Annotated in this window: 27 protein-coding genes and 2 tRNA genes; 10 read left to right on the top strand and 19 right to left on the bottom strand. The window is 70.2% G+C overall.

The window, feature by feature from the left end; translation table 11 throughout:
- Positions 1-121: 121 nt before the first annotated feature.
- The 8 genes from def to LK06_RS22370 form a co-directional block, all read right to left on the bottom strand.
- Entirely contained in the window at positions 122-772 is a 651-nt protein-coding gene (gene def / locus LK06_RS22405) for a peptide deformylase (RefSeq protein WP_039651377.1), read from the bottom strand.
- A 74-nt stretch (positions 773-846) separates the two neighbouring features.
- On the bottom strand, positions 847-1854 hold the full coding sequence (locus LK06_RS22400; protein WP_039651581.1) for a tetratricopeptide repeat protein: 1008 nt from the start codon (positions 1852-1854) through the stop codon (positions 847-849).
- A 111-nt stretch (positions 1855-1965) separates the two neighbouring features.
- On the bottom strand, positions 1966-3222 hold the full coding sequence (locus tag LK06_RS22395) for an HD-GYP domain-containing protein (protein ID WP_052269850.1): 1257 nt from the start codon (positions 3220-3222) through the stop codon (positions 1966-1968).
- The gene (locus tag LK06_RS22390) at positions 3219-4532 is read right to left on the bottom strand and encodes an HD-GYP domain-containing protein (protein WP_043433561.1); all 1314 of its coding nucleotides are present in this window, start codon (positions 4530-4532) and stop codon (positions 3219-3221) included. The genes LK06_RS22395 and LK06_RS22390 overlap by 4 nt, the downstream gene beginning before the upstream one ends.
- Positions 4533-4648: 116 nt before the next feature.
- Positions 4649-4951, bottom strand: coding sequence for a mycothiol system anti-sigma-R factor (gene rsrA / locus LK06_RS22385; protein WP_039651374.1), 303 nt, complete (start codon positions 4949-4951; stop codon positions 4649-4651).
- The gene (locus LK06_RS22380; RefSeq protein WP_078858849.1) at positions 4948-5811 is read right to left on the bottom strand and encodes a sigma-70 family RNA polymerase sigma factor; all 864 of its coding nucleotides are present in this window, start codon (positions 5809-5811) and stop codon (positions 4948-4950) included. Before LK06_RS22380 ends, rsrA begins: the two co-directional genes overlap by 4 nt.
- A gap of 91 nt (positions 5812-5902) precedes the next feature.
- Positions 5903-6553 carry an alpha/beta hydrolase family protein gene (locus tag LK06_RS22375; RefSeq protein WP_052318920.1) on the bottom strand — a complete coding sequence of 217 codons (651 nt, stop codon included), beginning with the start codon at positions 6551-6553 and terminating at the stop codon, positions 5903-5905.
- Between the two features lies 1 nt (position 6554).
- The gene (locus tag LK06_RS22370; protein ID WP_039651368.1) at positions 6555-7370 is read right to left on the bottom strand and encodes an SOS response-associated peptidase; all 816 of its coding nucleotides are present in this window, start codon (positions 7368-7370) and stop codon (positions 6555-6557) included.
- A 51-nt stretch (positions 7371-7421) separates the two neighbouring features.
- Here LK06_RS22370 and LK06_RS22365 point away from each other — a divergent pair, with 51 nt between their 5' ends.
- The 4 genes from LK06_RS22365 (at position 7422) to LK06_RS22350 (ending at position 10939) form a co-directional block, all read left to right on the top strand.
- Positions 7422-8144, top strand: a complete 723-nt coding sequence (locus LK06_RS22365) for a M50 family metallopeptidase (RefSeq protein WP_039651367.1) — start codon at positions 7422-7424, stop codon at positions 8142-8144.
- Between the two features lie 29 nt (positions 8145-8173).
- A complete protein-coding gene (gene aroA, locus LK06_RS22360) occupies positions 8174-9490 on the top strand; it encodes a 3-phosphoshikimate 1-carboxyvinyltransferase (protein WP_039651365.1) in 1317 nt (438 codons plus the stop codon).
- Between the two features lie 17 nt (positions 9491-9507).
- The gene (gene rsgA, locus LK06_RS22355) at positions 9508-10518 is read left to right on the top strand and encodes a ribosome small subunit-dependent GTPase A (protein WP_039651363.1); all 1011 of its coding nucleotides are present in this window, start codon (positions 9508-9510) and stop codon (positions 10516-10518) included.
- Positions 10519-10615: 97 nt separating this feature from the next.
- Complete coding sequence (locus tag LK06_RS22350) at positions 10616-10939, top strand: DMT family transporter (RefSeq protein ID WP_030787784.1); 324 nt, start codon at positions 10616-10618, stop codon at positions 10937-10939.
- A gap of 42 nt (positions 10940-10981) precedes the next feature.
- Here LK06_RS22350 and LK06_RS22345 read toward each other — a convergent pair whose 3' ends face one another.
- On the bottom strand, positions 10982-11587 hold the full coding sequence (locus LK06_RS22345) for a TetR/AcrR family transcriptional regulator (protein WP_039651359.1): 606 nt from the start codon (positions 11585-11587) through the stop codon (positions 10982-10984).
- Positions 11588-11787: 200 nt separating this feature from the next.
- Here LK06_RS22345 and hisN point away from each other — a divergent pair, with 200 nt between their 5' ends.
- From hisN to LK06_RS22330, 3 genes are all read left to right on the top strand, one after another.
- A complete protein-coding gene (gene hisN / locus LK06_RS22340) occupies positions 11788-12588 on the top strand; it encodes a histidinol-phosphatase (protein ID WP_039651358.1) in 801 nt (266 codons plus the stop codon).
- 182 nt (positions 12589-12770) lie between these two features.
- Positions 12771-13166 (top strand): CBS domain-containing protein, encoded by a 396-nt coding sequence (locus LK06_RS22335; RefSeq protein ID WP_039651580.1) that lies wholly within the window; start codon positions 12771-12773, stop codon positions 13164-13166.
- A gap of 286 nt (positions 13167-13452) precedes the next feature.
- Positions 13453-13869: a Fur family transcriptional regulator gene (locus LK06_RS22330; RefSeq protein ID WP_043433563.1), complete on the top strand. Its 417-nt coding sequence runs from the start codon at positions 13453-13455 to the stop codon at positions 13867-13869.
- A gap of 193 nt (positions 13870-14062) precedes the next feature.
- Here the strand turns inward: LK06_RS22330 and LK06_RS22325 are convergent.
- The 4 genes from LK06_RS22325 to LK06_RS22310 all read right to left on the bottom strand — a co-directional run bounded on the left by LK06_RS22325 (position 14063) and on the right by LK06_RS22310 (position 19356).
- Positions 14063-14136 (bottom strand) — tRNA-Met (locus tag LK06_RS22325).
- Positions 14137-14205: 69 nt separating this feature from the next.
- A complete protein-coding gene (locus LK06_RS22320) occupies positions 14206-16020 on the bottom strand; it encodes a tetratricopeptide repeat protein (protein ID WP_174673916.1) in 1815 nt (604 codons plus the stop codon).
- A gap of 204 nt (positions 16021-16224) precedes the next feature.
- Positions 16225-16298, bottom strand: a tRNA-Met gene (locus LK06_RS22315).
- An 82-nt stretch (positions 16299-16380) separates the two neighbouring features.
- Entirely contained in the window at positions 16381-19356 is a 2976-nt protein-coding gene (locus LK06_RS22310; protein ID WP_078858855.1) for a UPF0182 family membrane protein, read from the bottom strand.
- A gap of 162 nt (positions 19357-19518) precedes the next feature.
- On the opposite strand from LK06_RS22310, the gene LK06_RS22305 reads away from it, so the two are divergent.
- A complete protein-coding gene (locus LK06_RS22305; RefSeq protein ID WP_039651352.1) occupies positions 19519-20061 on the top strand; it encodes a PPA1309 family protein in 543 nt (180 codons plus the stop codon).
- Between the two features lie 57 nt (positions 20062-20118).
- Here LK06_RS22305 and LK06_RS22300 read toward each other — a convergent pair whose 3' ends face one another.
- The 4 genes from LK06_RS22300 to LK06_RS22290 all read right to left on the bottom strand — a co-directional run bounded on the left by LK06_RS22300 (position 20119) and on the right by LK06_RS22290 (position 23288).
- Positions 20119-21216 (bottom strand): YlbL family protein, encoded by a 1098-nt coding sequence (locus tag LK06_RS22300; RefSeq protein WP_039651350.1) that lies wholly within the window; start codon positions 21214-21216, stop codon positions 20119-20121.
- A gap of 49 nt (positions 21217-21265) precedes the next feature.
- Positions 21266-21439: a hypothetical protein gene (locus LK06_RS33835; RefSeq protein ID WP_167747951.1), complete on the bottom strand. Its 174-nt coding sequence runs from the start codon at positions 21437-21439 to the stop codon at positions 21266-21268.
- Between the two features lie 178 nt (positions 21440-21617).
- Positions 21618-22076, bottom strand: a complete 459-nt coding sequence (locus LK06_RS22295) for a molybdenum cofactor biosynthesis protein MoaE (RefSeq protein ID WP_039651348.1) — start codon at positions 22074-22076, stop codon at positions 21618-21620.
- Positions 22077-22172: 96 nt separating this feature from the next.
- On the bottom strand, positions 22173-23288 hold the full coding sequence (locus LK06_RS22290) for an SDR family oxidoreductase (protein WP_039651347.1): 1116 nt from the start codon (positions 23286-23288) through the stop codon (positions 22173-22175).
- Between the two features lie 192 nt (positions 23289-23480).
- On the opposite strand from LK06_RS22290, the gene LK06_RS22285 reads away from it, so the two are divergent.
- Complete coding sequence (locus LK06_RS22285) at positions 23481-24950, top strand: zinc-dependent metalloprotease (RefSeq protein ID WP_039651345.1); 1470 nt, start codon at positions 23481-23483, stop codon at positions 24948-24950.
- Positions 24947-25468 carry an NUDIX hydrolase gene (locus LK06_RS22280; RefSeq protein ID WP_039651343.1) on the top strand — a complete coding sequence of 174 codons (522 nt, stop codon included), beginning with the start codon at positions 24947-24949 and terminating at the stop codon, positions 25466-25468. Before LK06_RS22285 ends, LK06_RS22280 begins: the two co-directional genes overlap by 4 nt.
- 69 nt (positions 25469-25537) lie before the next feature.
- Here the strand turns inward: LK06_RS22280 and LK06_RS22275 are convergent, their stop codons facing one another.
- Both LK06_RS22275 and LK06_RS22270 read right to left on the bottom strand, forming a co-directional pair.
- Positions 25538-26293: an AIM24 family protein gene (locus LK06_RS22275; protein WP_039651342.1), complete on the bottom strand. Its 756-nt coding sequence runs from the start codon at positions 26291-26293 to the stop codon at positions 25538-25540.
- Positions 26294-26310: 17 nt separating this feature from the next.
- On the bottom strand, positions 26311-26991 hold the full coding sequence (locus tag LK06_RS22270) for an AIM24 family protein (protein ID WP_039651340.1): 681 nt from the start codon (positions 26989-26991) through the stop codon (positions 26311-26313).
- Between the last annotated feature and the right edge of the window lie 9 nt (positions 26992-27000).

Below are 27000 nucleotides of genomic sequence, written 5' to 3'. Positions count from 1 at the left end.
GGGATCACCAGGAACGCGGAGGGGACCGGCTGTACGACGCACGAACGAGCGAGCCGGGGCCATGCGAAAGACGCCCGAACGGGAGAGATCCCGATCGGGCGCCCGGGCGGTCCGGCGGCACCTAGTCGTTGGCGACCACCGGGTAGCGTGGTTCGTTCTCGGCCATCTGCCGCAGCGCGTCCTTGCGGTCCCGCTTGGACAGGCGGTCGATGTAGAGGGAGCCGTAGAGGTGATCGGTCTCGTGCTGCAAACAGCGTGCGAAGTAGCCCGTGCCGCGTACCTTGATCGGGTTGCCTCGCTCGTCCTGCCCGGTCACCTCGGCGTAGTCGGGACGCGCGAGCGGCGCGTACGCCGTCGGCACGGACAGACAGCCCTCGTTGCTGTCGTCCAGCCGACGCCTGTCGGCAGGCAGTTCGACCAACTTCGGGTTGCACACCACGCCGGTATGCCTGACACCCTCGTCGTCGGGGCAGTCATAGACGAAGACCTTCAGGTCGACACCGATCTGGTTGGCGGCCAGACCCACGCCCTCGGCGGTGCGCTGACTGGTGAACATGTCGGCGACCAACTGCTGGAGCTCCTCACCGAACTCGGTGACATCCTTGCACTCCCTGTGCAACACCGGGTTGCCGACGACCGTGATCGGCCGCGAGGTTCCGCGCTCCCGCCAAGCCTTCTCGCGCTCCTCGCAGTCCCCCGTGTCGACGACGTACCCCTCGTCGTCGACGGGGAGCACTCCCGCGTGCTGCTGATCGGTGTCCTGCTGCGCCATGACCGACGTACGCCTTCCTGCAAGCCTCGAAGAATTCTGCGGGTACAGCCTAAAGGCGGCTGGTCACCGGCGGCTCAGCAAACCTCTTCCAGATCACGCCAGTCCCTGGAGTCCGGGCCGTCCGCGACCCACCCGTCCAACAGCCCGCGCACCAGCGACGCCGGTGCGGCCACCCCGCACTCCCGCTCCGGCACCCAGAGCTGGCCGTCGGTCCGATGACCGAGCGGCCCCGGATGACCGGGCTCACTGTGGTCGTGCGGGTCCAGATGGACGCCCTCGCCGTCATCGGACGGCATCCGGGACTCGGAGCACATCCGGCACAGCAGTCGTACCGACGACGACCAGTCCTCCGCGGCGAACCCCGCGTCGGCCGCGAGCTGCTCCAGTGCGTCCCGGTCGGCCTCCGTGGCCGCCTCCAGCAGGACCACCCAGGTGGGGACGGGGGACGGCGCCCACAGTTCGATCTCGTCGAAGACCGGGTAGGAGTGCCCGGTGGACGTCGTGCGCTCGCCGTGCGGAACGCCGTCGTGCAGGACCACCTCACCCCAGCGTCGTCCGGAGGACGGAAGCGGGATGGAGAGCACCTCTATCCGTGCCGGGTCCAGCCTGCGACCCCACACCACCTCCGCCTCACCCTCCGGGGAGAGCCGTACGGCCGCGCTGCCCAGCTCCATGCCGACCGGTTCCCCGGCCGCGGCAGTCCCTCCCCCCGCCTTCGGCCGGGAGGCGCCCCCGGGCACTTTCAGCCCGTACGCCTGCCAAGCACGGCGGGCCAACGGCCAGTCCTGCAGGGCCGTGGCAGCGATGCCGACGTTCCACCAGTCGGGCGCCCCGGACTCCCGGTCGAGGAGGGCCACCGCGCGCAATCCGGCGGCGCGGGCCTGCTCCCAGTCGTGCCGGAACTTGTGCAGCAGGGCCAGGTTGAACCAGGACTCCGACAGCCAAGGTTCCAGGTCGGCGGCTCGTGTCAACAGCTCGCCAGCGTCCTCGTACCGGCCGTCGCCGATGAGCGTGAACGCCCGGTCAGTGGCCTGCCGCCAGGAGGCGGAGGGCCGGTGCCGTCCCTTGCTGAAGATCCTCACGATTCCCGCCTGCCAGTTCCATTTCCGCACAGTGGGCTGGCTTGTGCCCCCGGACACCCTCTCCCTCGCATCCAACCACGTACGCCGGGAAAGGCGCTCATTACCCATGGGTTACCCAGCCGTGGACGGGGTCAGACAGTGCGGCCCACCTTCCCGTCCGCCCCGGGGCTGGGCAAGCACCCGGGCGAGCGACTCCACGACCTCGGGAGCGTAATCACCGGCGGTGCCGAGGCGCAGCTCCTCCAGCGCCCGCAGGGCGCCTTCGGGGCCGGTGTCCCGGGTCTTCTCCTCATAGGCGTTCACGGCCCGGACGATCCGTGCGGCGACAGGTTGCTCCCGGTAGGGGTCGGCCTGCCGCTCCACGACGACGGCGACGGCCGCGTCCACTCCGGTCTGTCGGACGACGGCCCCACCGAGCAGCGCGATGCGCTGCTGTTCCGCGGGAGGCAGCCCAGCGGTGGCACCGGCTGCTACCGGGTCGACCAGACTGAGCTGACCGATGTCGTGCATGAGGGCCGCGTATTCCAGCACGGTCAGTTCGGAGCGGGCCAGGCCGAGGTCCCGGCCGACGGCCAGGCTGAGACCGGCGACCCGGCGCGCGTGTCCGGCAGGGGTGTACCCGGCTGTCTCGGTGGCCCGGGCGAGGGAGGCGATGGTCTGCCGATAGGTGGCACGGACGGCCGCGTACCGGCGGACGGACAGCTGTGTGAGCAGCAGGGGCAGGCAGAACACGGGTAACGCCCACAGCCCGACGACGGCGACCGCGAGTGCCATCACCGCACCGGTCGCGCACACGGCGGAGCCGATGCCGAGCAGGCCGTGCAATTCCTCGCGCAGGAGTGGGCCGAACGGCCAGCGGGTGTGGGAGTGGGCGAGGGCTGCGGCCAGGACGGCGTCGCAGAGCGCGGTGAGGCCGAGCAGTGCGACCAGGAGCAGGGCGTAGGCGGAACCGCCCAGAGAGGCAAACACGCCCTGGTTATGCAGGGGTTGGAAGCAGACTGCGGCAAAACCGACGGTGAGGACACGGCGGGCCAGATGGTCCAAGGAGGGGGTGTGGCCGGACCAGATGTGCGGGACGGCACCGAGCAGGGTGGCGGCGAGGACGACGGTGACGACCTGGGCGGCGCCGTGCTGGGTGGACCGCCCTGCGTCGGCGCCCAGCAGGGCGTACGACAGCGCACCGGCGGCACCGAGGGGCGCCGCCTGCCGTGCTTGCGCGCCGCTCCACCGGGTCAGCTCACCGATGGCCGTGAGTAACCCGAAGGCGAGCGCGACGCCCCTGTCGGCAAGGCCGCTGTCCAGGGTGACGGCGAGGGCGACGACCGCGACGAGAGCGGCGGAGCCACGGATAAGCCGCAGGACGGTCATCGCGGCGTCCCGGTGCCGGGGATCTGCTCCTTGGGAGCGGTGCCGTACGACGGCTCGTCGGCGGTGACGGCCGGATGCCAGCCGCAGCGGCGCAGGGCGTGTACGAGCGCGGTGACCATGCGTGGGTCGAACTGCGCCCCGGCACAGCGCTCCAGTTCCGACACGGCCGCCTCGACTGGCCGGGCCCTCCGGTAGGACCGGGTGGAGGTCATGGCGTCGAAGGCGTCCGCTACGGCGACGACCCGGGCGCACTCGGGGATCTGGGCGCCGGCCAGGCCGTAGGGGTAGCCGCTGCCGTCGAGGCGTTCGTGGTGGTGGAGGATCGCGGCGCGGGCCTCGTCGAGGAAGGAGATCCCACGGACCATTTCGTGGCCGTGCTCCGGATGCAGTTCGATGATCCGCCGTTCTTCGGGGGTGAGCGGGCCCTCCTTGCGCAGCAGCCGGGTGGGGACGCCCAGTTTGCCGACGTCGTGCAGGATGCCTGCGAAGCGCAGTACCTCGACGCGCTCGTCGTCCATGCCGAGTTCTCGGGCGATCATCGCCGAGGCCCGCCCGACGCGTTCACTGTGACCGCGCGTGTAGCCGTCCTTGATGTCGACGGCCTGCACCAGAGCTCGGATGGTCGCCCGGTGGGCGGCCCGTTCACGGTGGTACTGGGCGAACACCCACCAGGAGACGCACATCGGCAGCAGTACGAGCAGCGCTGCGACCGGTCCGTACGGGCTGCGCCACAGCACGGCCATCATCAGCCCGGCGAGTCCGTGCACCGCGACCGGGGCGAGGGCCCGGGACAGCAGTCCGCGCCAGGCCCGGCGCAGCGGGATTCCGAGGGCGGCGGCACGGATTCCGCCGTCAAGAGCAGTGAGGACGAGGCAGAAGGCGAGTACGGCCCCGCCTGCCGGCAGCAGCGCGAAGGGGAAGTCCGAGGCGACGACGGCGTCCCGACCGCCCAGCGCCCAGTGGACCTGGGCGGCACCCCACACGGCGAGCGCGGGCTGCGCGGCCCGCCACAGGCGCCGCACTCCCGCTGCCCGCTGCCCGAGCGGGGAGACCGGGGAGAACAGAGCGGCGGGCAGCGGGACGAGCGCAGCGGCGGGTGGGGGCAGCAGGAACGCCCCGGTGAGCAGAACGGGGTAGAAGGGGCCACCGAAGCGCCGCCGCACGACGTGCTCGCAGGCCGCGTAGAGCACGGCCAGCAGAGCGAGCGCCCACCAGGGGGTGCGGGTCACCGGAAGGGGCAGGAGGCAGAGCAGGGCGAGCAGGACCACGGCGACCACATAGGCGCGTGCCCTCGCCGGTACCTCCTCCATCGCGCCCCTCCCCGGCCGTGCCTGTGCAGGCTCGGAGCCTAGGGCGCAATCCGGGGGGCCGGGGGCCTATGACCCGAGCTTTAGCACATTCGGGTGACGGCCGGTGTCGACGGTGCTCAGCCTTCCCGGGCCGGGGCCGCAACGTCGTGTTCGGGCACGGTCTGCCCGGAGCGGATCAGGTCGATCCGCCCCATGACCTTCGCGCGCAGGTCGGCGGGCACGTCATCATGGCCGCAGCAGCGCTTGACCAGCTTCTTCACGGCCTGCTCCAGACCGTACTTCTCCAGGCACGGCGAGCATTCCTCGAAGTGGTGCTGGAACTTGTCGCGATCGACGTCCGGCATCTCGCTATCGAGGAACTCGTACAGGTGGTCGAGAATCTCACTGCAGTCCGTCTCGTGCGGCTCTCCGCAGCTCATGAGCCCGACCCTTTCGCTTCGTCCGACTCTCCGGCACCGGCCGGGACCAGTCCGCGTTCACGGGCGTAGTCCTCCAGCATGCCGCGCAGCTGACGGCGGCCCCGGTGCAGTCGGGACATGACCGTACCGATGGGGGTCCCCATGATGTCCGCGATCTCCTTGTAGGCAAAGCCCTCTACGTCCGCGAGATAGACGGCGATGCGGAACTCTTCGGGGATGGCCTGCAGCGCTTCCTTGACATCCGAGTCGGGCAGGTGGTCCAGCGCCTGCGACTCGGCGGAGCGCAGCCCCGTCGACATGTGCGACTCGGCGCGGGCGAGCTGCCAGTCCTCGATCTCCTCCGCGGCCGAGCGCTGGGGCTCACGCTGCTTCTTGCGGTAGGAGTTGATGAACGTGTTGGTGAGGATCCGGTACAGCCACGCCTTGAGGTTGGTGCCCTCGCGGAACTGGTGGAAGGACGCGTACGCCTTGGCGTACGTCTCCTGCACCAGGTCCTCGGCATCAGCCGGATTGCGCGTCATGCGCAGTGCGGCCGAGTACATCTGGTCGAGGAATTCGAGCGCGTCCCGCTCGAAGCGCGCACTGCGCTCCGCGGTCGACTCGGGGCTAATGCCCGTGTCCGCCTGCGCGCTCATGCCCTGGCCCTCGGGCAGCTCCGCCTGGCCGTTGTCGGTCCCAGCGTCGGTCCCAGTGACCGGACCCACCTCCTCAAGATCCTGGGCGGGACCAAAACCGGTCCCACTCGATTCGGAGGATAGAACACGACCCGTGTCCGCCGCCGCTCGAATAGGAGCGGTCCTGGCCGCGTGCAGCACCGTCCAGTCCAGGTCAGTGCGGCTCGGGCATACGGTCGAACCCATGCGGCGGACTCCCTCTCCCACGACGTCGGTGCCAAGGCCTCAGCACTCCTGTGGGCGACAACAGTGGTCCGCCGTGCGTCATTCCCGGCCGCTAGGCGAGTGACGCGACCCACGTCACGACACCCGCGGTGATGACCTCCAGAGCCCCTTCCTGGGTGATCTCCGCGCGCTTGGGCACGGCGAAGCCGTGATCGCCGCGGTCGACCTCGACCAGCTCGAATTCGCCCTCGGGGAACTCCCCCGGCTTACCGAAGGGGTCGTTCCCGCCCTGCACGACCAGCGTGGGAACCCCGGCGCCGAGCAGTTCCGCCGCACGGGACCTCTCTGGTCTGCCAGGCGGATGCAACGGGAAGCTGAGCGCCAGGACAGCACACGCACCCAGCCCGGCGGCCGTACGGCAGGCGACGCGGGCACCGGCGCTACGGCCGCCGGAGATCACCGGCAGGCCGGTCCCGGCGAGCGCCGGCCACACCCCGCGCCACCCGGTGTCCAGGGTCTTCGGCGCGGGCGCGACCTTCCTGCCCGCCACCCGCCAGGGCTGCTCCACCAGGGCGACGGTCACACCGTGCGCGGGTAGGACACGGGCGAGCGCCTGCAGGTCCCGCGCTTCGACGCCCCCGCCGGCCCCGTGACCCAGGGCGAGGACCAGTCTCGGCCTCTTCGCCTCGTGCCAGGTGATGTGGGCGTCCCCGGATTCGGTCCCGACGGTCTCGGTCACTTTCGACACGGCTGTCTCACTCACGTCAGAAGAGTGTGCCCTCTTCCGGTGCCGGCAGTTCCTTCAGCAGCTCCGGACCGTTGTTGCGGACGTTGCTGACGGCGGTGGGGACCGGGTAGGCACGCATCAGGCCGGGCGGAGGCGGGGCCAGCAGGTCACGCAAGCGGTCGGGGTCGGTGCGGGAGGGGTCGAGCCAGGCGTCCCAGCGGTCCGGGGTGAGCATCAGCGGCATCCGGGGGTGGATCTCGGCGAGCGAGTGCGGGCCCTCGGCCGGAGCCACGGCCAGCGGGGTCCGTTCCGCCTCCGTGGTGATCACCGAGCAGGTCACCCACCAGGCCTGCGGGTGGTCGTCGGGCAGCGTCCGGTCACGCCAGAATTCGTACAGTCCTGCCATCGCGAACACCGATCCGTCGGCCGGCAGCACGAAGTAGGGCTGCTTGCGCGGCCGTTTCTTCCTCCCCTCGACCTCCAGCTCGCGTTCCTGCCGGCCGGTGACCCACTCGTAGTAGCCGTCGGCCGGCAGGATGCAGCGGCGGGCGGCGAAGGCGCGGCGGAAAGCGGGCTTCTCGTGGACGGTCTCCGCGCGGGCGTTGATCATCCGGGCACCGCCCTCGGGTGTCTTGGCCCAGGACGGGACCAGGCCCCACCTCAGCTTCCGCAGCTGACGAACCGGACGCGGGGAGTCCGCGTCTTTCAGGGGACGGTCGAGGACGGCGTAGACCTCCTTGGTCGGAGCCACGTTGTAGTCCGGCTCCAGAATCTCCTGGGGCTCCCACTTCTCGATCTCAAAGACTCCTGCGAGATCCTCGGGCCTACGACTCGATGCATACCGTCCGCACATACGTGCCACAGTGCCAGATTCCGAACCAGGACAGGGAGCCACCGACCCCACATGGACAGCCTCGCCACCACTGCGCTCCCCGGTCTCTGGGACCGGCTCACCGGCCCCCAGACCGCTCCCGACCTGTGGGTGGTGCTGGCCACACTCGTGGCGGCGCTCGCCATGGTGGTCCCGCACCCCCTGTGGCGGATATCCCGCAATGCGATCACCATCGCGCATGAGGGAGGCCACGGCCTGATCGCGCTGTTCACCGGTCGGCAGCTCACCGGCATCCGCCTGCACTCCGACACCAGCGGTCTCACCGTCAGCCGCGGCAAGCCGTACGGCCTGGGCATGATCCTCACCGCCGCCGCGGGGTACACGGCACCCTCACTGCTGGGGCTGGGCGGGGCCGCCCTGCTGGCCGCCGGGCGCATCACGCTGCTGCTGTGGGCGGCCACGGCCCTGCTGCTGGCCATGCTGGTGATGATCCGTAACGCTTACGGGGTATTGACCGTCGTACTCACGGGCGGTGCGTTCCTGCTGGTGTCGTGGCTGGCGGGCCCCCAGGTGCAAGCCGCGTTCGCGTACGCGGGGGTGTGGTTCCTGCTGCTCGGCGGGGTACGGCCGCCGTTCGAGCTGCAGGCCAAACGCTCGCGCGGCGGGGCGGGAGACTCGGACGCGGACCAGCTGTCCCGCCTGACGCACGTACCGGCCGGCCTCTGGCTGTTCCTGTTCCACGCGGTGTCACTGTGCTCCCTGATCGGCGGGGGCCGCTGGCTGCTGGAAGGTTGATGCCGGGCCCTCCTTATAAGGTGGGCTCCATGGCCCCGAACACCGCCTCCACCGCCCTCTGGCCCGCCCCGCACGCGAGCGGAGCCGTCGACGCGACGGTCCACGTGCCGGGGTCCAAGTCGGTCACCAACCGCGCCCTCGTCCTCGCTGCCCTGGCCTCCGAGCCCGGCTGGCTGCGCCGTCCCCTGCGTTCGCGCGACACCCTGCTGATGGCGGGCGCGCTGCGCGCGATGGGCGTGGAGATCGAGGAAGGGGTGGGCCCGGACGGCACCGGGGAGGCCTGGCGGGTGCTGCCCACGGGCCTGCACGGCCCGGCCACGGTCGACGTCGGCAACGCGGGCACGGTGATGCGCTTCCTGCCGCCGGTGGCCACGCTGGCCGACGGCCCGATCCGTTTCGACGGCGACCCGCGGTCCTACGAACGTCCCCTGCACGGTGTGATCGACGCGCTGCGGGTGCTCGGCGCCCGGATCGACGACGACGGCCGGGGCTCGCTGCCGATGACCGTGCAGGGCAGCGGCGCGCTGGACGGCGGCCCGGTGTCGATCGACGCCTCCTCGTCCTCCCAGTTCGTCTCCGCGCTGCTGTTGTCCGGCCCGCGCTTCAACCAGGGCGTGGAGGTCCGCCACACCGGCACGGCCCTTCCCTCCATGCCCCACATCCGGATGACGGTGGACATGCTGCGCGCGGTGGGCGCCCAGGTGGACACGCCGGAGTCGGGCGGTGAGCCGAACGTGTGGCGGGTGACGCCCGGCGCTCTGCTCGGCCGGGACCTGACGATCGAGCCGGACCTGTCCAACGCGCAGCCGTTCCTGGCGGCGGCCCTGGTCACCGGCGGCAAGGTACTGATCCCGGACTGGCCGGCCCGCACCACCCAGCCGGGTGACCGGCTGCGGGAGATCTTCACCGAGATGGGGGGATCGTGCGCCCTCACCGACTACGGACTGGAGTTCGCCGGTTCGGGTGCCGTCCACGGCATCGATGTGGACCTGTCCGACGTCGGTGAGCTGACCCCGGGCATCGCGGCGGTGGCCGCGCTCGCCGATTCCCCCTCCACCCTGCGGGGCGTGGCCCATCTGCGACTGCACGAGACGGACCGACTGGCCGCGCTCACCAAGGAGATCAACGAACTCGGCGGCGACGTCACGGAGACCGCCGACGGCCTGCACATCCGCCCGCGCCCGCTGCACGGCGGGATCTTCCACACCTACGAGGACCACCGCATGGCGACCGCCGGCGCGATCATCGGCCTGGCGGTCGACAGCGTCCAGATCGAGAACGTGGCCACGACGGCGAAGACCCTGCCGGACTTCCCCGAGCTGTGGACCGGGATGCTCGGGCAGTAGGACGCGGGAACCCAGTCATGCGCCGCTACGGCAAGCACACCGACGAGGACGACATCCGCACCCGTCCCCACCGCAAGGGGAACCGGCCGCGTACAAACATCCGGCCCAAGCACGAGGACGCGGCGGAGGGCATGGTCCTCACCGTCGACCGGGGCCGGTTGACCTGTCTGGTCGAGGACCGCACGGTGCTGGCGATGAAGGCCCGCGAGCTGGGCCGCAAAGCCGCCGTGGTGGGCGACCGGGTGGCCCTGGTGGGTGACCTGTCCGGCAAGAAGGACACTCTCGCGCGGATCGTCCGTATCGAGGAACGCGCCTCGGTCCTGCGCCGCACGGCCGACGACGACGATCCGTACGAGCGGGTGGTCGTGGCCAACGCCGACCAGCTGGCGATCGTCACGGCCCTCGCCGACCCGGAACCCCGCCCCCGGCTGATCGACCGCTGCCTGGTCGCGGCCTACGACGGCGGCCTGGAACCGCTGCTGGTCATGACCAAGTCGGACCTGGCCCCGCCGGACAAGCTGCTGGAGTTGTACGGCGCCCTTGACATCCCGTACGTCGTCACCAGTCGTGCGGAACTGGAGAACGAAGACGCGGCGGACCGGGTGCGCGCGCACCTGAACGGCAAGGTCACCGCGTTCGTGGGGCACTCGGGTGTCGGCAAGACGACCTTGGTCAATGCGCTCGTCCCGCAGGCGCGGCGGCGTACGACGGGACATGTGAACGCGGTGACGGGCCGCGGTCGACACACCACGACGTCGGCGCTCGCGCTGCCGCTGACCGGTGGGGATGGCTGGGTGGTCGACACCCCGGGGGTGCGCTCCTTCGGTCTCGCGCACATCGACCCCTCCCGTGTGATCCACGCCTTCCCCGATCTGGAACCGGGTACCGAGGGCTGCCCACGCGCGTGCAGCCACGACGAACCGGACTGCGCGCTGGACGCCTGGGTCGAGGAGGGCCATGCGGACCCCGCACGGCTGTTCTCCCTGCGCCGGCTGCTCGCGACGCGGGAGCGCAGGGAGGGCGACTGAGTCCCGGAGCGGTGTCATGCGTTGTTTGCCGGGCGGCGAGTCCGGTAAGTGCATAGACGCACCGAGCCGGAGATCCGGACCAACGGGAGGACCCCACATGGCGTGGCTGCTGGTCATAGTGGCCGGGATTCTGGAGACCGGTTTCGCCGTGTGTCTGAAGCTCTCACACGGGTTCACCCGGCTGTGGCCGACGATCGCGTTCGCCTCGTTCGCACTCGGCAGCTTCGGCTTGTTGACGCTCTCGCTGAAGAAGCTCGACGTCGGTCCGGCCTACGCCGTGTGGACCGGAATCGGTGCTGCCGGCACCGCCATCTACGGCATGGTCTTCCTCGGCGACCTGGTCTCCACCCTGAAGATCGTCTCGATCAGCCTGGTCATCGTCGGGGTGATCGGCCTGCAGTTGTCGGGCTCGGCCCATTGAGCAGGCCGGGCGAAGTCGACCACGGGCCACCGGTGGGATCACTCACGTCGTCTGCCAGGGAGCCACCGCTCGCACCAGCTCCGCCATCTCGCCCTCCCCCGGCGGCGCCGCCACACAGGACAGGGCGAGACGGACCACGAGCTCGCAGGAGCGGGCAAGGCCGGCGCTCTCGGCAGGGGTGACGCCGGGGCCGGTCAGCGCCGTCACCGCGCGGTCCCGCACGATCCGCAGGAAGTCGCGGGGTGTCGGCAGCGGCCCGTCGGCCCGCCGCTGGGCGGGCACCGTGGAGGTGGACTGCGCGGAGGAGAACGGAGGCGTCGGCAGCCGCTCGCTCCAGCATCCGGTGAGCATGGCCCGGACCAGTGCGTTCTCCCGGGCAGCGGCAGCCGTCCACTCGACGGTGGCGGTGAGCCGGTCTCGTGGCTCCGCAGGGGCGGAGAGTGCCCGTTCGACTCCGGCGAGGTAGCCGTCGGCCGCCCGCTGCACCAGTGCCCGGGCCAGCCCGTCCTTGCTACCGAACTCGTTGTACAGGGTCTGCCGGGACACCCCGGCCGCCGCGGCCACGTCGACCATCCGCACCGCGGACCACGGCCGGCGCGCAAGAGCGGTGTCAGCGGCGTCCAGTAGCGATTCCCGGGCAGCAGGCATCCTCGCCTCCCTGGGGGTGGAGCGGCTCTGCGCCCAGATTTGACGCGCTCGCATGCACTGTCAAGGGTTCAGGGCGAGGTTCCGACCGATCGTGGTACCGGCCTCGGCCATCCGGAGGCCACCGGTCCTTCATCGTCGCTCGCGAGGTTCCCCGCACCCCCGCTGGCCCGCGTACCCGCCCGGCGGATACCGTTCGTCCCATGCCGGACTACCTCGATGACCTGCGCCTCGCCCACGTCCTCGCGGACGCCGCCGACGCCGCCACCATGGACCGCTTCAAGGCCCTCGATCTACAGGTGGAGACCAAACCGGACATGACCCCGGTGAGCGAGGCGGACAAGGCGGCCGAAGAGCTCATCCGCGGCCAGCTCCAGCGTGCCCGCCCGCGGGACGCGATCCTCGGCGAGGAGTTCGGCACCGCGGGCACCGGTCCGCGCCGCTGGGTGATCGACCCCATCGACGGCACCAAGAACTACGTACGCGGCGTTCCCGTCTGGGCGACCCTGATCGCCCTGACGGAGGCGGGAGAGGGCGGCTACTGGCCCGTCGTCGGCGTGGTCTCCGCCCCCGCGCTCGGCCGCCGCTGGTGGGCCGCGAAGGGCCAGGGTTCCTTCACCGGCCGCAGCCTGTCCTCGGCGACCCGTATCCACGTCTCCCGTGTCGGTGATCTCGCGGACGCCTCCTTCGGGTACTCCTCCCTCTCCGGCTGGGAGGAGCAGGGTCGCCTCGACGGCTTCCTAGACCTCACCCGTCAGGTGTGGCGCACCCGCGCGTACGGCGACTTCTGGCCGTACATGATGGTCGCCGAGGGCTCGGTCGACATCTGCGCCGAGCCTGAGCTGTCGCTGTGGGACATGGCGGCGACCGCGATCGTCGTCACCGAGGCGGGCGGCACCTTCACCGGCCTCGACGGCCGCCCGGGTCCGCACGGCGGCAACGCGGCCGCATCGAACGGCCTGTTGCACGACGCGTTGCTGGGGTATCTCAACCAGCGCTACTGAGCAGCAAGAGGAGCCTGCATACGCCCTCAACTGGCCTCGCGCGCCCCCTTGTTGACCCTCCCTTTACCTGGCACTCTGAGTCCACCCCCACTTGTGAACTTGTGCAGTGCCGAACAGGCGCCTCCGGCGCCGGGCCTGGACGACCCCGGGGACTCCTAGGAGGTGGCCCATCCATGCCCGCCATGCTCGTCCGCGACGCCATGAGCACAGTGATCCTCACCGTCGGCCCCGCGCACACCCTCCGCGAGGCGGCCGCCCTGATGTCCGCCCGCCGCGTCGGCGCCGCCGTGGTCCACGACCCGGACGGTGACGGCATCGGCATCCTCACCGAACGCGACATCCTCGACTCCGTCGGCCTCGGCCAGGACCCGGACTCCGAGCACACCCGCGCCCACACCACCACCGACATCGTCTTCGCCGGCCCGACGTGGACGCTCCGAGAAGCGGCTCGCGCCATGGCCCACGGCGGCTTCAGACACCTGGTCGTCCTGGACCGTGGCGAGGTGACCGGAATCGTCTCGGTCCGCGACATCATCCGCTGCTGGGCCCCGGCCTCAGAGCCGGCGCCCGTGCCCTGACCGTGAGAAGCGGGGCGCCCCCGAGCACTACGGGGTTTGGCCCGCCCGGCGGTACGGGCGACGCGGGCGGCTCGGCCGCGCAGCGCCTGCACCGCGACCTCCAGCCGTTCTCCGAAATCGACACCGGCGTTGCGGAAGTTCGGGAACACACCGCGCTCGATCGCCTCGCGCAGGTCGCACGGGTTCGGGTCGAATCGATCCCATGATGGACTACATCTAAATCAAACTCTGCTCTAAAATCACACCTATTCCCAACCTGGTGCGCCTTCCTGTTAGGGTGGTAGCCATGAGCGACCTTCTGGAACGGCTGCGTGGACGCGGATGGCGGATGACCGCGCAGCGGCGCGTGGTGGCCGAGGTCCTGGACGGCGAGCACGTCCACTTGACGGCCGACGAGGTCCACGCGCGCGCTGTCGCGAAGCTGCCCGAGATCTCCCGCGCGACCGTCTACAACACGCTGGGAGAACTGGTCTCCCTCGGCGAGGTACTGGAAGTCGCGACGGACAAGCGCGCCAAGCGGTACGACCCGAACGCGCACCGACCGCACCATCACCTGGTCTGCGCCCGGTGCGGCGCGATCCGCGACGTCCACCCGACGGGCGATCCCCTCGCCGACCTCCCCGACACCGAGCGCTTCGGCTTCACGGTGTCCGACGTCGAGGTGACGTACCGCGGCCTGTGCCCGAGCTGCGCGGGCGCGTAGCGGCCGACCCTGGAGAGCCCGGAACTCAAGGCGGTCGGCACCGGGGCCCTGCGGCACCCTTGCACGGCCCGCCCTCCACACACCGGCCGGCCGCACCCGCCGGCGACGCATGGGCAACGGGTAGGTACGGGCACACCCTCCGCAAACACCGAGGGCCGGAATCCATCTCTGGATTCCGGCCCTCGGCCTTCAGTAGCGGGGACAGGATTTGAACCTGCGACCTCTGGGTTATGAGCCCAGCGAGCTACCGAGCTGCTCCACCCCGCGTCGGTGAACACGACATTACGCGAGGGAAGCCCGCGGAAGCAAATCGATGGGTGGGCCACGTGGCCAGGCTCACGCCGACAGCTCCTCCCGCAGGGCGTCCCGCAGCCGCCCCGCCCGCTCCGACACCTCCGCCGGCCCCAGCTCCACCGCCCGGTCGGCCCACTTCTGCCCCTCCGCCAGCTCACCGCGACGCGCGTAGACGAGGGCCAGCCGAAGTGCCGCCCGGCCGTGACCGGCATCGGCCGCCCGAGTCCACCACACGGCCGCTTCCGGTTCGCTGCCTTCCCTGGCCAGCAGCAGTCCAAGGTTGAAGGCGCCGTTGCGCGACCCGGCCTCGGCAGCCGCCCGGTACCACCGCGCCGCCTCCACCACATCGCCCCGAGCCGCCGCGAGCATGCCCACCCGGACCTGCGCCCGCCGGTGTCCCTGCGAGGCCGCCCGCTCGTACCACTCCTCGCACTCGGTCTTCTCGTGCACGACCTCCCCCAGTTCGTGCGCGGGCTCCGGTGGCCGGCGGGCATCGAGCACGGTGGCCAGCCGGTAGGCACCCTCCGCGCTGCCGCCGCCGGCGGCGCACCGCAGATGACGCTCGGCCTCCTGCTCCTCGCCCTCGCGCAGCCTGGCGATCCCGACCTGCAGCGCGGCCTCCGCATGCCCGGCGGAGGCCGCCCGCTCGTACCAGCGCAGCGCCGCCGCTTCCCCGCCGCGCCCGGCGTACAGAATGCCGAGGTTGAACGCGGCGTCCACGCTGCCGGCCTCCGCGGCCTTGGAGAACCACGGTTCGGCCCCGGCCGTGTCGCCGACCTGGAGCAGCAATACGGCAAGGGCGTTCGCCGCCTCCCGGTGCCCGGCGTACGCAGCACGGCGGTACCACTGATCGGCCTGCGCGGTCCGCCCCTGCTCGGCACAGAGCAGTCCGAGGTTGTAGGCACCGTTGTCGTCGCCGGCGTCCAGCGCCGCCCGGTACCACCGCTCGGCGGTCTGCGTCTCCCCCCGCTCGGCATGCAGGGCGCCGAGGGCGTTGGCCGCGTTGCCGTCGCCCTCCTGGGCCGCACGCAGCCACCACACGGCCGCGCTTTCCGTGTCGCCCGCGTCGCGCAGCAAGAACCCGAGCGCGCAGGCGGCGCGTGGCTCACCATCCTTGGCGGAGGTGAGATACCAACGCCCGGCCTCCTTGAGTTCGCCGCGCTTCTCCAGGATCGCCCCGAGATGCAGTGCGGCCTGCCGGTGACCGCGGGCGGCGGCCTGCCGGTACCACTGCTCGGCCTCCGCGACAGCGTTGTCAGGCCCACCCACCTCCTCTTGCCCTCCTGCCTGGCGGTCGAGCGCACGCGCCAGCCGGTAGGCGGCCTCCCGGTGCCCGCGCTCGGCGGCGGCCCGCAGCCAGTGCTCAGCACCGGCATCCCCGCGGTGGTCCAGCAGGTCGGCCAGCGCGTAGGCGCCCAGGAGGTGACCCTGCTCGGCGGACTGGCGCAGCCAGTACTCGGCAGCCGGCTCGTCCCCGCGTTCACGGTGGTAGCGACCCAGCGCGTGCGCAGCCGCGGCGGAACCGGCGACGGCGGCGATCCGCCACCAGCCGGCGGCTTCCTCCGGGTAGCCGCGTTGGTGGAGCAGAACACCCAGGTTGTTGGCGGCAGCCCGGTCACCGGCCGTGGTGGCGGCCCGCAGATGGGGTTCGGCTCCGTCCAGGTCGCCGCGGCGCAGCAACATGGCCCCGAGGACGCTCATGGCCTCCGCATCGCCGGTCTCCGCGGCAAGGCACAGGCGCAGTTCCTCGGCGGCCTCCCCCATGTCGTCCCGTTCGTCGCGGGACGCCTCCTCGCCTGAAGGCTGCACAAATCGCCCTGTCTCGAACAGAGTCGCCTTGTCCCCCATAACGTCCATCGTCGCACCACCTGCAACCTGGGTATACCCGGTATACCGCAGCCCGTGAGGTCACTTGAGCGTTTTGTCGACATGCCCACAGAGAGACAAGCCAAACACAAATCCAGCAACTCCCCACGGCGGCGCGGCCAGCCTCCCCTCCGGACATGAGTTCGCACACCACGAAGGCCCGGATCCCTGTAGGATCCGGGCCTTCGATTGCAGTAGCGGGGACAGGATTTGAACCTGCGACCTCTGGGTTATGAGCCCAGCGAGCTACCGAGCTGCTCCACCCCGCGCCGTTGCGAGATAACCGTACCACGGCGCGGGGGTCGCTTGATCAACTCCCGCTCTTGCCCCGTCCTGTCCAGTCCCTCCGGCCTATCCGGTCTGTCCGGCGTTGTTGCCGGCGTTGCCGTCCGGGCTCTTGTCGCCACTCTTGGCCGCGCTCTTCTCCGTGCCGTTGTCGGCGTTCTTGCCGCTTGCCGAGTTGGCGGCCTTGGTCTCCGCGTCACGGGCCCGCTTGAGCGCGTCCTGCAGGTCCTTCTGCGCCTTGGCGTACGCCGTCCAGTCGGGCCCGTCCGCCTGTTTCAGGGCCTCCTGCCCGGCCGTGAACGCCTTCTGCGCATCGTCCAGCGCCTGCTGGACGGTCGGGTTGTTGGACGTGGGCGGGTTCGTGGTACCCGTGTCCGGTGGTGTGGTGGTGGAAGCCTTCGTGCCGAAGACCGTGTCGAGCGCCTCTCCGAGCGTGTCCTCGAACGCGGTCTTGCCCTCGTAGGTCACCAACACCTTGCGCAGCAACGGGTACTTGAGACCACCGCCGCGCACGTAGACCGGCTCCACGTAGAGCAGCCCGCCGTCCAGCGGCACGGTCAGCAGGTTGCCGTACTCGACCTCGGAATCGCCACCCTTGAGCAGTCTGATGGCGGCGGCGATCTTCTGCTCGGAGTTGAATTGGCTCTGCACCTGTTTGGGGCCGTCGACCGTCGTACTGGTGGGCAGCTTCAGAATTCTGATCTTGCCGTAGTCACCGGAGCCGGCCTCAGCGTCGACGGACATGAGCGCACTGAGGTTGTAACGGCCGTTGGGAGTGAACGTCGTCGACAAGGAGAAGGCCTGCTTCGCCTGGTCGGGCATCTTCATGCTCAGGTAGTACGGCGGCACTGCGTTGCCCGACTTGTTGGTCGGGTCGTCGGGCACCTGCCACACCTCGCTACCGGTGAGGAACGTCTGCGCGTCCGTCACGTGGTAGCGGGTGAGCAGCTCGCGCTGGACCTTGAACAGGTCCTGCGGGTACCGCAGATGCGCCATCAGAGACGAGCTGATGGCGCTCTTCGGCTGCACCGTGCCGGGGAACGCCTTCATCCAGGTCTTGAGCACCGGGTCCTCGGTGTCCCACTGGTACAGCCTGACCTCGCCGGTGTACGCGTCGACGGTCGCCTTCACCGAGTTCCGGATGTAGTTGACCTGGTTCTGCTGGGCCACCACGGAGCGCGAGTCGTTGGTGGCGGTCAGCGAGTCGGCCGTGGTGTCACCGAGGGTCGTGCGGGACGAGTACGGATAGCCGTTGGAGGTCGTGTACGCATCGACGATCCACTGAATGTGGTGATTCACGATCGCCGGGTAGGCGTCGCCGTCGATGGTCAGCCAGGGGGCGATCGCCTCGACGCGCTCCTTGGGCGTGCGGTTGTACAGGATCCGCGAACCCTTGCCGATCGCACCCGAGTAGAGGATCTGCGGCTCGTTGAACGCCACCGCGTACGCGGCCCGGTTGACCGGGTTGTCCAGGTTGATGCCGCTCTTGCCCTGGTAGCTGGTGGTCTTCTCGCCGCTGTCGTCGGAGTAGTCGATCTCCTTCTGGGGGCCACCGACGATCGAGTACGTGGTGGTCTTCTCCCCGTAGTAGATGCGCTGCTGGTACGTGCCGAGGTCGCCCTTCGACGGCAGGTCGTACTCGGTGAAGACCGGCTGGCCCTGGGCGTCGGCCGCGGTGCCCTTGGCCGCGACCACCCCGTAGCCGTGCGTGTAGCGGAAGTGGTCGTTGATCCAGTTGTTCTTCGGGATGCCGGCCAGGTTCAGCTCCCGCAGTCCGATGACCGTGTCCTGGTCCTTGCCGCCCTCGGTGGTGTACCGGTCGACGTCCAGGTTGGTCGGGAAGCCGTAGTAGTTCTTCATCTGCTGGAGCTGTTGGAACGTCGGCGAGACGATGTTCGGGTCCATGATGCGGATGCTGGCCGCGTCCCCCACGTCATCGCGCAGCTTGGTCTTGTCCGAGGTCGTGGACTTGCCCTCGTACTCGGTGACCTTGGTGTCGTCGATGCCGTACGCCTCACGCGTCGCCTTGATGTTCTTCTGGACGTACGGGGCTTCCTTGGCCTGCTCGTTGGGCTGGACCTGGAACTTCTGCACGATCGCCGGGTACAGGCCGCCGATGAGGATGGCCGAGAGGACCATCAGGCCGAAGCCGATGACGGGAAGCTGCCAGGTGCGTCGCCACAGCGTGGCGAAGAACAGCAGCGCACAGATGACGGCGATGCAGAACAGGATCGTCTTGGCCGGCAGATAGGCGTTGGCGTCGACGTAGCGCAGACCGGTCCAGTCATCGGTCGCTTTGAAGTCGCTGGACTTGACGGCCAGGCCGTACCGGTCGAGCCAGTAGGCGACCGCCTTGAGGGCGACGAAGATGCCGAGCAGCACGGACAGGTGCCCGGTCGCCGCGGCGGTGGCACGCGCCCCCGGACTGGTGACGCGCAGCCCGCCGTACAGGTAGTGGGTGAGCGCGGCGGCGATCAGGGACAGAATGGCGGCAGCGAAGCCGAAGCCCAGCAGGAACCGGTACCAGGGCAGGTCGAAGGCGTAGAAGGCGATGTCGAGGTGGAACTGCGGGTCCTTCTGGTGGAAGGGCACGCCGTTGACCCACATCAGCCAGGTCCGCCACTGGCTCGACGCCGAGGCTCCGGCGACGAGGCCGACCAGCGCGGTGACGGCGAGCAGCAGCCACTTCTTGTAGGGGGCGATGCCCATCCGGTACCGGTCGAGGCTCTGCTGCTCCACGGACATGGCGCTGAGTGGCGGTCGCAACCGGTGCGCGAGCCAGACGTTGATGGCGACCGCGGTCGCCATCAACAGACCGAAGACGAGGAACAACCCGATCTTGGTCCACAAGGTGGTGGTGAACACGGACGAGTAGTGCACCGACCGGTACCACAGCCAGTCGGTCCAGAAGCCCGCGAACATCGTGAACGCCATGCCGAGTACAGCAAGCACGCCCAGCGTCATGAGCAGGGTCCGGACGCGCCGGGACGGGCGGCCCGCTCTGATCCGTGGCCCCGTCGGGCCTCCGCCGCGGTCCGGCATCTGGAAAGCCAAGGTGCGCACCTCGAAGTCGCTGTCGATCCGTCAGGCCCTCGGGTTCGCGGGCCCCCCGTGGGCCCCGTGATCGCGAGCCCACATCTATGCAACTTACTCACGGTTTACTCGGTTCCCGATTCGGGCCGGGAACGAGGCAGGATTGTGACCATGTCCAACACACCCATGGCGGCGAGCCCGCTCACCAGGGCCGTACTCGAGATCGACGCATACGCCTCCGGCCTCGGCTGGGACCAGCCCGCTCGCCTCTTCGCCCTCGTAGACACCGCACGGCTGCGGACCCAGGAACCCTCGCTCGCGGTCCAGCTGGGCCTTGAGGACGAATCCACGACCGCAGGTCTGACCCCGATCGAGCAGGACGAGATCCCGTCCGGCAAGCCGCTGGACGAGTTCCTCGGCACCATCGCCTGGCCCGACGCCGTGGTCGGCTGCGCACTCACGGTGGAACGTCTGATGCTGCCGCCGTCGGCCGAGTCACAGGTCCCGAAGGACCTGGGCAAGGGCGAGCTGACCCAGTGGGTGGCTCAGCACCCCGAGCGCCAGGAGGTCCGCATGACGGTCGCGGTGCTGCGCGACGGCAACCGCGAGTCCGCGCTGCGGCTGCGTGAGAAGGACTCCCCGACGGAGGTCCTGACCGGCCCGGACCTGGTGCCGGGTCTTGCGGAGGCGCTGGCGGCGACGTTCGCGGACTGACGTCCCGCTGCGGCGGCGGGACGTCCTGTGGCCCGCTGGTACGGCGCGGCGTCCCGCTCAGCCCTTGGTGGTGCACTTGGGCAGCGCCGCGGTGTTCCCACTGCGGATGTCCTTGAGCGCGTCGAGCGCGTCCCCGATCTTCTTGACCCTGACCAGGGTGAGCCCGCTCGGGGCGTCCTTGGCGGCGGCGGCACAGTTGGCGGCCGGCGTCAGGAAGTACTGTGCGCCCTTTCGGCGCGCGCCGATGGTCTTCATGTCGACGCCGCCGATCGGACCGACGGTGCCGCTGTCGTCGATGGTGCCGGTGCCGGCGACGAACTTGCCGCCGGTGAGGTTGCCCGGGGTGAGCTTGTCGTAGATCCCGAGAGCGAACATCAGTCCGGCACTGGGCCCGCCGACGTCGGCGAGCTTGATGTCGATGGTGAACGGGAAGCTGTGGCCGGTCCCGGCGGAGATCCCGACGATGGCCCGCTTGGGCCCGCCGTCGCCGGATGTCGTCGTGGTGATGGTGATGTCCTGCGTCGTGGTGGCCGGCCGCTTCGCCTTCTCGGCGGCGGCCTGCTCCTTGGCCGGAATGACGGTGAAGACGACATCCTGACCGGGCTTGTGCTTGGTGACGAGCCGGGCCACGTCAGAGGGCTGCTTGACGGCCCCGCCGTCCACGGCCTTGATCACATCGCCGGCGTGCAGCCGGCCCTCGGCCGGGGAACCCTTGATCACGGTGGAGACGATCACCCAGGACTTCACCGGGATCCCCAGTTCCTTCAGGGCGGCGACCTTGGCGCTCTCCTGGGACTGGGTGAACTCCTCGGCGTTCTCCTGGTTGGACTGCTCCTCCGTCTTGCCGTTCGGGTAGAGCGTGTCGTGCGGGACGATCTTGGTGTCGTGGGCCAGCCAGCCGTACACGGCCTGCACGAGGTTCAACCGGAAGTTTGCACTGGTCACGCGGACGGTGGTCATGTTCAGGTGGCCATCGGCAGCGTAGGTCTTGTGATCGGAGATCTGCAGCACCGGCTCGCCGTCGTGCTGCCCCAGGGTGTTCACGGTCGGGCCGGGGGACATCTCCGCGTACGGCACGGGGATGAGGACTCCCGCGCACAGGAGCGCGATCAGCATCAAGGTTGAGGCGAGCATCGTAGCGGTGCGGCGTGGCATGCCAAGACAGTACGGGACGTACCTGTCAGCGCACCGTCAGGGCATCCCGTCACGCGCCACGCGCACCCGTGCGGGACTTCTCCATGGCCGCACGGAACCGGGCATAACCGTCCAGCTCGGGACCGTCACCGCGCACCTTGCGGGTCCGATTGGCCCAACTGCCCCACAGGCCGCCGCCGATCGCGGCCCCAAGCGGAATCAGCAGCCAGAAAAGCACCCCCATGCCGGCCTCCCAACACCGTGAGCGTCCACAACTGACTGATCAGCAGATTAACCATCCGCACGGACAACGCTCACGCGAGGGGGGCGGTTACGCAACCCGGGGGACCGTGCGCCGGACGTGACCGGCGTCAGCCCGCGCCGCGCCTCGTCCCGTCACCAACCGCTCCCCCGTGTCGGCACTACGCGCCTACCCATTCCTCAGTACCGTCGGAGAACGTCTGGTGCTTCCAGATGGGCACTTCGTGCTTGAGGTCGTCGATCAGCCTCCGGCAGGCCTCGAAGGCCTCCGCCCGGTGCGGGCAGGCCACGGCGACGACGACGGCCAGATCCCCGACCCGTAGCTCGCCCACCCGGTGGACGGCGGCCAGTGCCCGCACCGGGTGGTCAGCGACGACCTTCTCCGCGATCCGCCGCAGCTCCGCCTCCGCACGGGGATGACAGGAGTACCCGAGCGCATCCACGTCGGCGCCCCCGTCGTGGTTCCGCACGGTCCCCGCGAACAGCGCGATACCCCCGGCCGCCGCGTCCCCGACGGCCTGGAACACCTCGTCCACGGAGAGCGCGGTGTCCCGGACGCCGATCAGCTTGATGGGCTCCTGAGCCGCCTGCTCACCCGGGTGGTCGTTCGTGACTGCCATGCCCCCATCGTGCCGCACCTGCTCAGCATCCAGGAATACGACTTTCACCAGGCACGCGCACCGAGGCGTTTGGAGTGTCCTACAGACACCCCCGTCTCACAGCCGCCGCCTCGCCTTCCGGGCCCGGCGCACGACAGCCGCCGCACCGAGCAGGGCGACCGTCGCCCCGGCGGCACCCGCGGCCGTGGCGTCCTTGCGTCCCAGCCGCCGTCCGGCAACCGTGTGCCGCCCGGAAACCTCTTCCAGCAGCTCCGCGAGCACTTCCTCGTTGGTCCACTTCGGCCGCCACCCGGCATCGTGCAGCCTGCTCCCGCTGACCACCCAGGGGTACATCGTGTACGCGAGGTCCCCCGCCGGGGACGGCGTGAGCCCGATCCGGTGCAACCGGGCCGCCGCGCCGAGCGCGACCGCCGACGGCAGCTCCATCCGCCGGATCCCGCTCAGCTCCTCGACCTCCTCCTGCTCCAGCCACCCGTCGCAGCCGACGGCCAGCTCCCCGTCGACCTTCTCCAGAACGGCGTATTCCAGAGCGCCGCACAGGTCCTCGACGTGGCAGAACTGCCACGCGGGCCGCGAGCCGGCGACGACGAGCAGCCGCGGCGACTCGAAGTACCGGGTCAGCGCGGTGTCCGTGCCCCCGACCAGAACGGCCGGCCGCACCACGGTGACGTTCAGCCCCGGGTGCGCCCGCGGCGCCCGCCGCGCCAGCCGCTCGATCTCCAACAGGTCCCCGACCCCGGTGGCCTCCGCCGTCGCACGCAGTTCGGCGTCCTCCGACAGGGGGAGCTCATTGTCCGGCAGCGCCCCGTAGACCATCGCGGAGGTGCACAGCACCACCCGGTGTACGCCGGCCGCTGCCGCGGCCGTCAGCACCGTCTGGGTCCCCCGGACGTTGTAAGCCGTGCGGGCGGCCCCATCGCTCCCCAGGTCCAGGTCGAGCGCCAGATGCACCACCACATCCGCGCCCCGCAATTTGTCCGCGATGGCGGGGTCACGCACGTCGAGGATGTGCCACTGCGCGTCGGCGCACTCCCCGCGCCGCTCGTCGATGGCGATCACCTGCTTGATCTCCTCGCAGGCGGCGAGCCGCTCGGTGAGCAGGGCTCCGACTCCGGTGGCGGCACCGGTGATCGCGACGACGGGCCCGCGTACTGCGGCGGGCCGGGTGGAAGGGTTTCGCGCTGCGCGAACCTGTGGATCTGGGGAACTCACCGGGCGTCTCCAGCGGTTGTCTTCAATACGAGCGCGAGTGACGCGTACGTACCAGGTGCATCCATCCTGCCGCAGGCCAGCTGTGGGCGAAGCACCGAGGCCCGATTGGGTCCGGGTGTCTAGGCTGGGTGGTGTTGTCGGGCAGCCGCGCCGCCGGTGAGAGACCGGCGGCCTTACCAGCCGAGGAATCCCGTGAGTGACACCCCATTCGGATTCGGCCTTCCGCCGGAGGAGCCGGAGGACGGCGACGAGGGCAAGAAGAAGGACGAACAGCAGAGCGGCGGTGGGCAGGGACCAACCAATCCGTTCGGTTTCGGCGGCCTGCCCGGAGCCGGAGGCTTTGGCGGCCCCGGCGCCGACAATCCGCTCGCAGCCATGTTCGGGTCGCTGAACCCCACCGACCTGGGCGCCGCGTTCCAGCAGCTGGGCCAGATGCTCTCCTACGAGGGCGGTCCGGTGAACTGGGACATGGCCAAACAGATCGCCCGCCAGACGGTGTCCCAGGGCACCCCGGACGGCACGAAGGACGCCAGCGTGGGCCCGGCCGAGCGCAGGGCGGTCGAGGAGGCCGTCCGCCTGGCCGACCTGTGGCTGGACGACGTGACGTCCCTGCCGTCGGGCTCCGCCTCGGCGGTGGCCTGGTCCCGCGCGGAGTGGGTCGAGGCGACCCTGCCCGCCTGGCAGGAGCTGGTCGACCCGGTCGCCGAGCGTGTCGGGGCGGCCATGGGCGATGTCCTGCCGGAGGAGATGCAGGCCATGGCGGGCCCCCTGATCGGCATGATGCGCTCGATGGGCGGCGCCATGTTCGGCACGCAGATCGGGCAGGCCGTCGGCGTGCTGGCGGGCGAGGTCGTCGGCTCGTCCGACATCGGGCTGCCGCTGGGCCCGGCCGGCAGGGCCGCGCTGCTCCCGGCGAACGTGGCGGCCTTCGGCAGGGACCTGAGTGTGCCGCAGGAGGAGGTGCGGCTCTACCTGGCCCTGCGCGAGGCGGCCCATCAGCGACTGTTCGTGCACGTGCCGTGGCTGCGCTCGCACCTGTTCGGTGCGGTCGACGGCTACGCGCGCGGGATCAAGGTCGACACGGCCAAGCTGGAGGACGTGGTCGGCCAGTTCGACCCGCAGAACCCCGAGCAGTTGCAGGACGCGCTGCAGCAGGGCATGTTCCAACCGGAGGACACGCCCGAGCAGAAAGCCGCCCTGGCCCGTCTGGAGACCGCTCTGGCGCTCGTGGAGGGCTGGGTGGACGCGGTGGTGCACGCCGCTGCAAAACCGCGCCTGTCGTCCGCCGACGCCCTGCGTGAGACCCTGCGCCGCCGCCGGGCCACCGGTGGCCCGGCGGAGCAGACGTTCGCCACGCTGATCGGCCTGGAGCTGCGACCCCGCCGACTGCGTGACGCCTCCCGCCTGTGGGCTTCCCTCACGGACGCGCGCGGGGTGGACGGCCGGGACGCCCTGTGGCACCACCCGGACATGCTGCCGACCGCCGGCGATCTGGACGACCCGGACGGCTTCGTGCACCGCGAGCAGCTGGACTTCTCCGAGCTGGACAAGATGCTCGGGGAAGCCGCCGAGCGGCCCGGCCCGCACAAGCCCGACCTGCGTAAGAAGGACGAGGGCGAGCCCCAAAGTGACGACGGGGCCGGGGGCGACGACACAGAGTGACCCTGTACGACGACACGGTCCTCGTACTGAAGGGGTACGAGGGCCAGGGAGAACTGCGCCGGGCCTACCTGGACCATCTGGCGGCCCACCCGGACGGCATGTGGAAGGCTTGCCGCGCGGGGCACATCACGGCCAGCGCCCTGGTCATCGACCCCGAGCGCGGCCGGGTACTGCTCACTCTCCACCGGAAGCTGCGGATGTGGCTGCAGATGGGCGGTCACTGTGAGCCTGGGGACGCCGTCCTCCAAGCGGCTGCGCTGCGCGAGGCGACCGAGGAGTCCGGCATCACCGGGCTGAGGCTGCTGCCCGGCGGTCCGGTGCGCCTGGACCGGCATCCGATCCCAGCACCGTGCCACTGGCACTTCGATGTCCAGTACGCGGTTCTGGCCCCGCGCGACGCCCAGCATGCGATCAGCGAGGAGTCGCTGGACGTGCGCTGGTTCGCCTACGGCGAGGTGGCCGACGTGGCGGATGCGTCGGTCGTACACCTGCTCGACGCCACCCGCGCCAGACTCTGACCCGGTGCCATGGCCGACGCCGTGCCGGGTGCGGGGTGATCGGCCTTGCGGTCACCCCGCACCGGAGTCTCAGTTCCAGACGTTCCCCTGGTTCTGTCCACGCGCTCCGTGCTGTCCCATGCCGAACTGGGCGGCAAGCCCCTGCCCGATCACCGCGTTCTGCGGCGGCAGCAGTTCGCTGGGCTGGACCAGCGTGAACCCGGAGCCCATGAAGCTCAGCTCCCACCCCTCACCGGTGCTGCCGCGCCTACGCCACACCCCGGAGGAGTGCGTCTGGGCCTGCATCTGCACGCGCAGCCCGGTCGACCAGGCGACGATCGCGTCGGCGTCGCAGTTGACGTACTTGTCGGGCGTGACCTGCATCAGCAGCGGCGCCCCGGAAGTCATCAGGGCGATCCTTCCCCGACCGGTGATGTTGAGCTGGTACTTCCCGGAGCCGGAGATCCCGTAGAGACTGTCGACGGCGATGACCTCGTGGTGCAGCGAGGAGTCCATGGCGAGGACGTAGGAACTGTCGACGGTCAGCCCCTCCTGCTCGACGTCCATGATGTGCACGTGCTGGGCGAGGTTGGCGAGGTAGACCGTGCCCTGCCCGTGACAGCGCATCAGGTCCAGCCCTTCGCCGGTGTACGCACGTGTGCGTGCCTGGCTGTTGCTGCGGTACTCGGCGTCGAACTCGACGAGCCCCTGGTAGGCAACCATGGTGCCCTTACGGGCGAGGATGTCGTCGTGCCCCTCCAGCACGACGCGGAGCAGCTGCGCGTTCTGCAGGCTCCAGCGCTCCTGGGTCTGGAGGTCGTTGTGCGCGAAAAGCGGGCTCTGCATGGTGTTCTGGCTCCCCCTCAGCCCCGGATCCGGAGGCGGTCGGTACTGTCCTCGCTGGGCTGAACGACGACGATGCCCTGGCCGGAGAAGGCCATCTGGTAGGCCTCACCGCTGCCCCGGCCGATCAGTGACTGCGCCTTGAAGCTGCGCTTGCCCTTCACCTTCAGGTTCGGTGACCAGGCGACGAGCGCATCCGGGTCGACGTACGTCTCGTCCTCGCCGCCACCGCAGTCCACGACGATCGGCTTGCCCCGGGAGGTCAGCGCGACCCAGCCCTGGCCGGAGATCTTCGTGTTCCACAGCCCTTGTCCCGCGAACTTCGCGAGGCCCTTGACCCGTTCCACGCCCCAGGTGAGGTGCGCATCGAAGGCAAGCAGGTTGGTGGCGTTGACGGAGATGCCGTCGCCGTTGAGGTTGATCACGACGACGTTCGCGCCGTAGTCGGCGAGGTAGAGGAGGCCGTCCCCGGAGCACTTCATCAAGGGCGCGCCCTCACCAGTCATCCAGTCGCGTGCGATCTGGCGGACGGCCGGCGGGTTGGGCTCGTACTGGATGAAGCCTTCGTAGGCGATCATCGACCCCACTCGTGCGAACAGGTCGTTCCCGGTCTGCATGGCGACCTTCAGCATGTGGTCGCCGTGGTTCTCCATGCGGGCGGTGAGGGGTGCGGAGGCGTAGCCCGCGAGTGGCTGGTTCATGACGGGCTC

Origin of the sequence: Streptomyces pluripotens (assembly GCF_000802245.2) — a bacterium.
Taxonomy (GTDB): Bacteria; Actinomycetota; Actinomycetes; order Streptomycetales; family Streptomycetaceae; genus Streptomyces; species Streptomyces pluripotens.
Note: the sequence above shows the minus strand (reverse complement) of the source record. Positions and strands in the feature narration are given on the sequence as shown.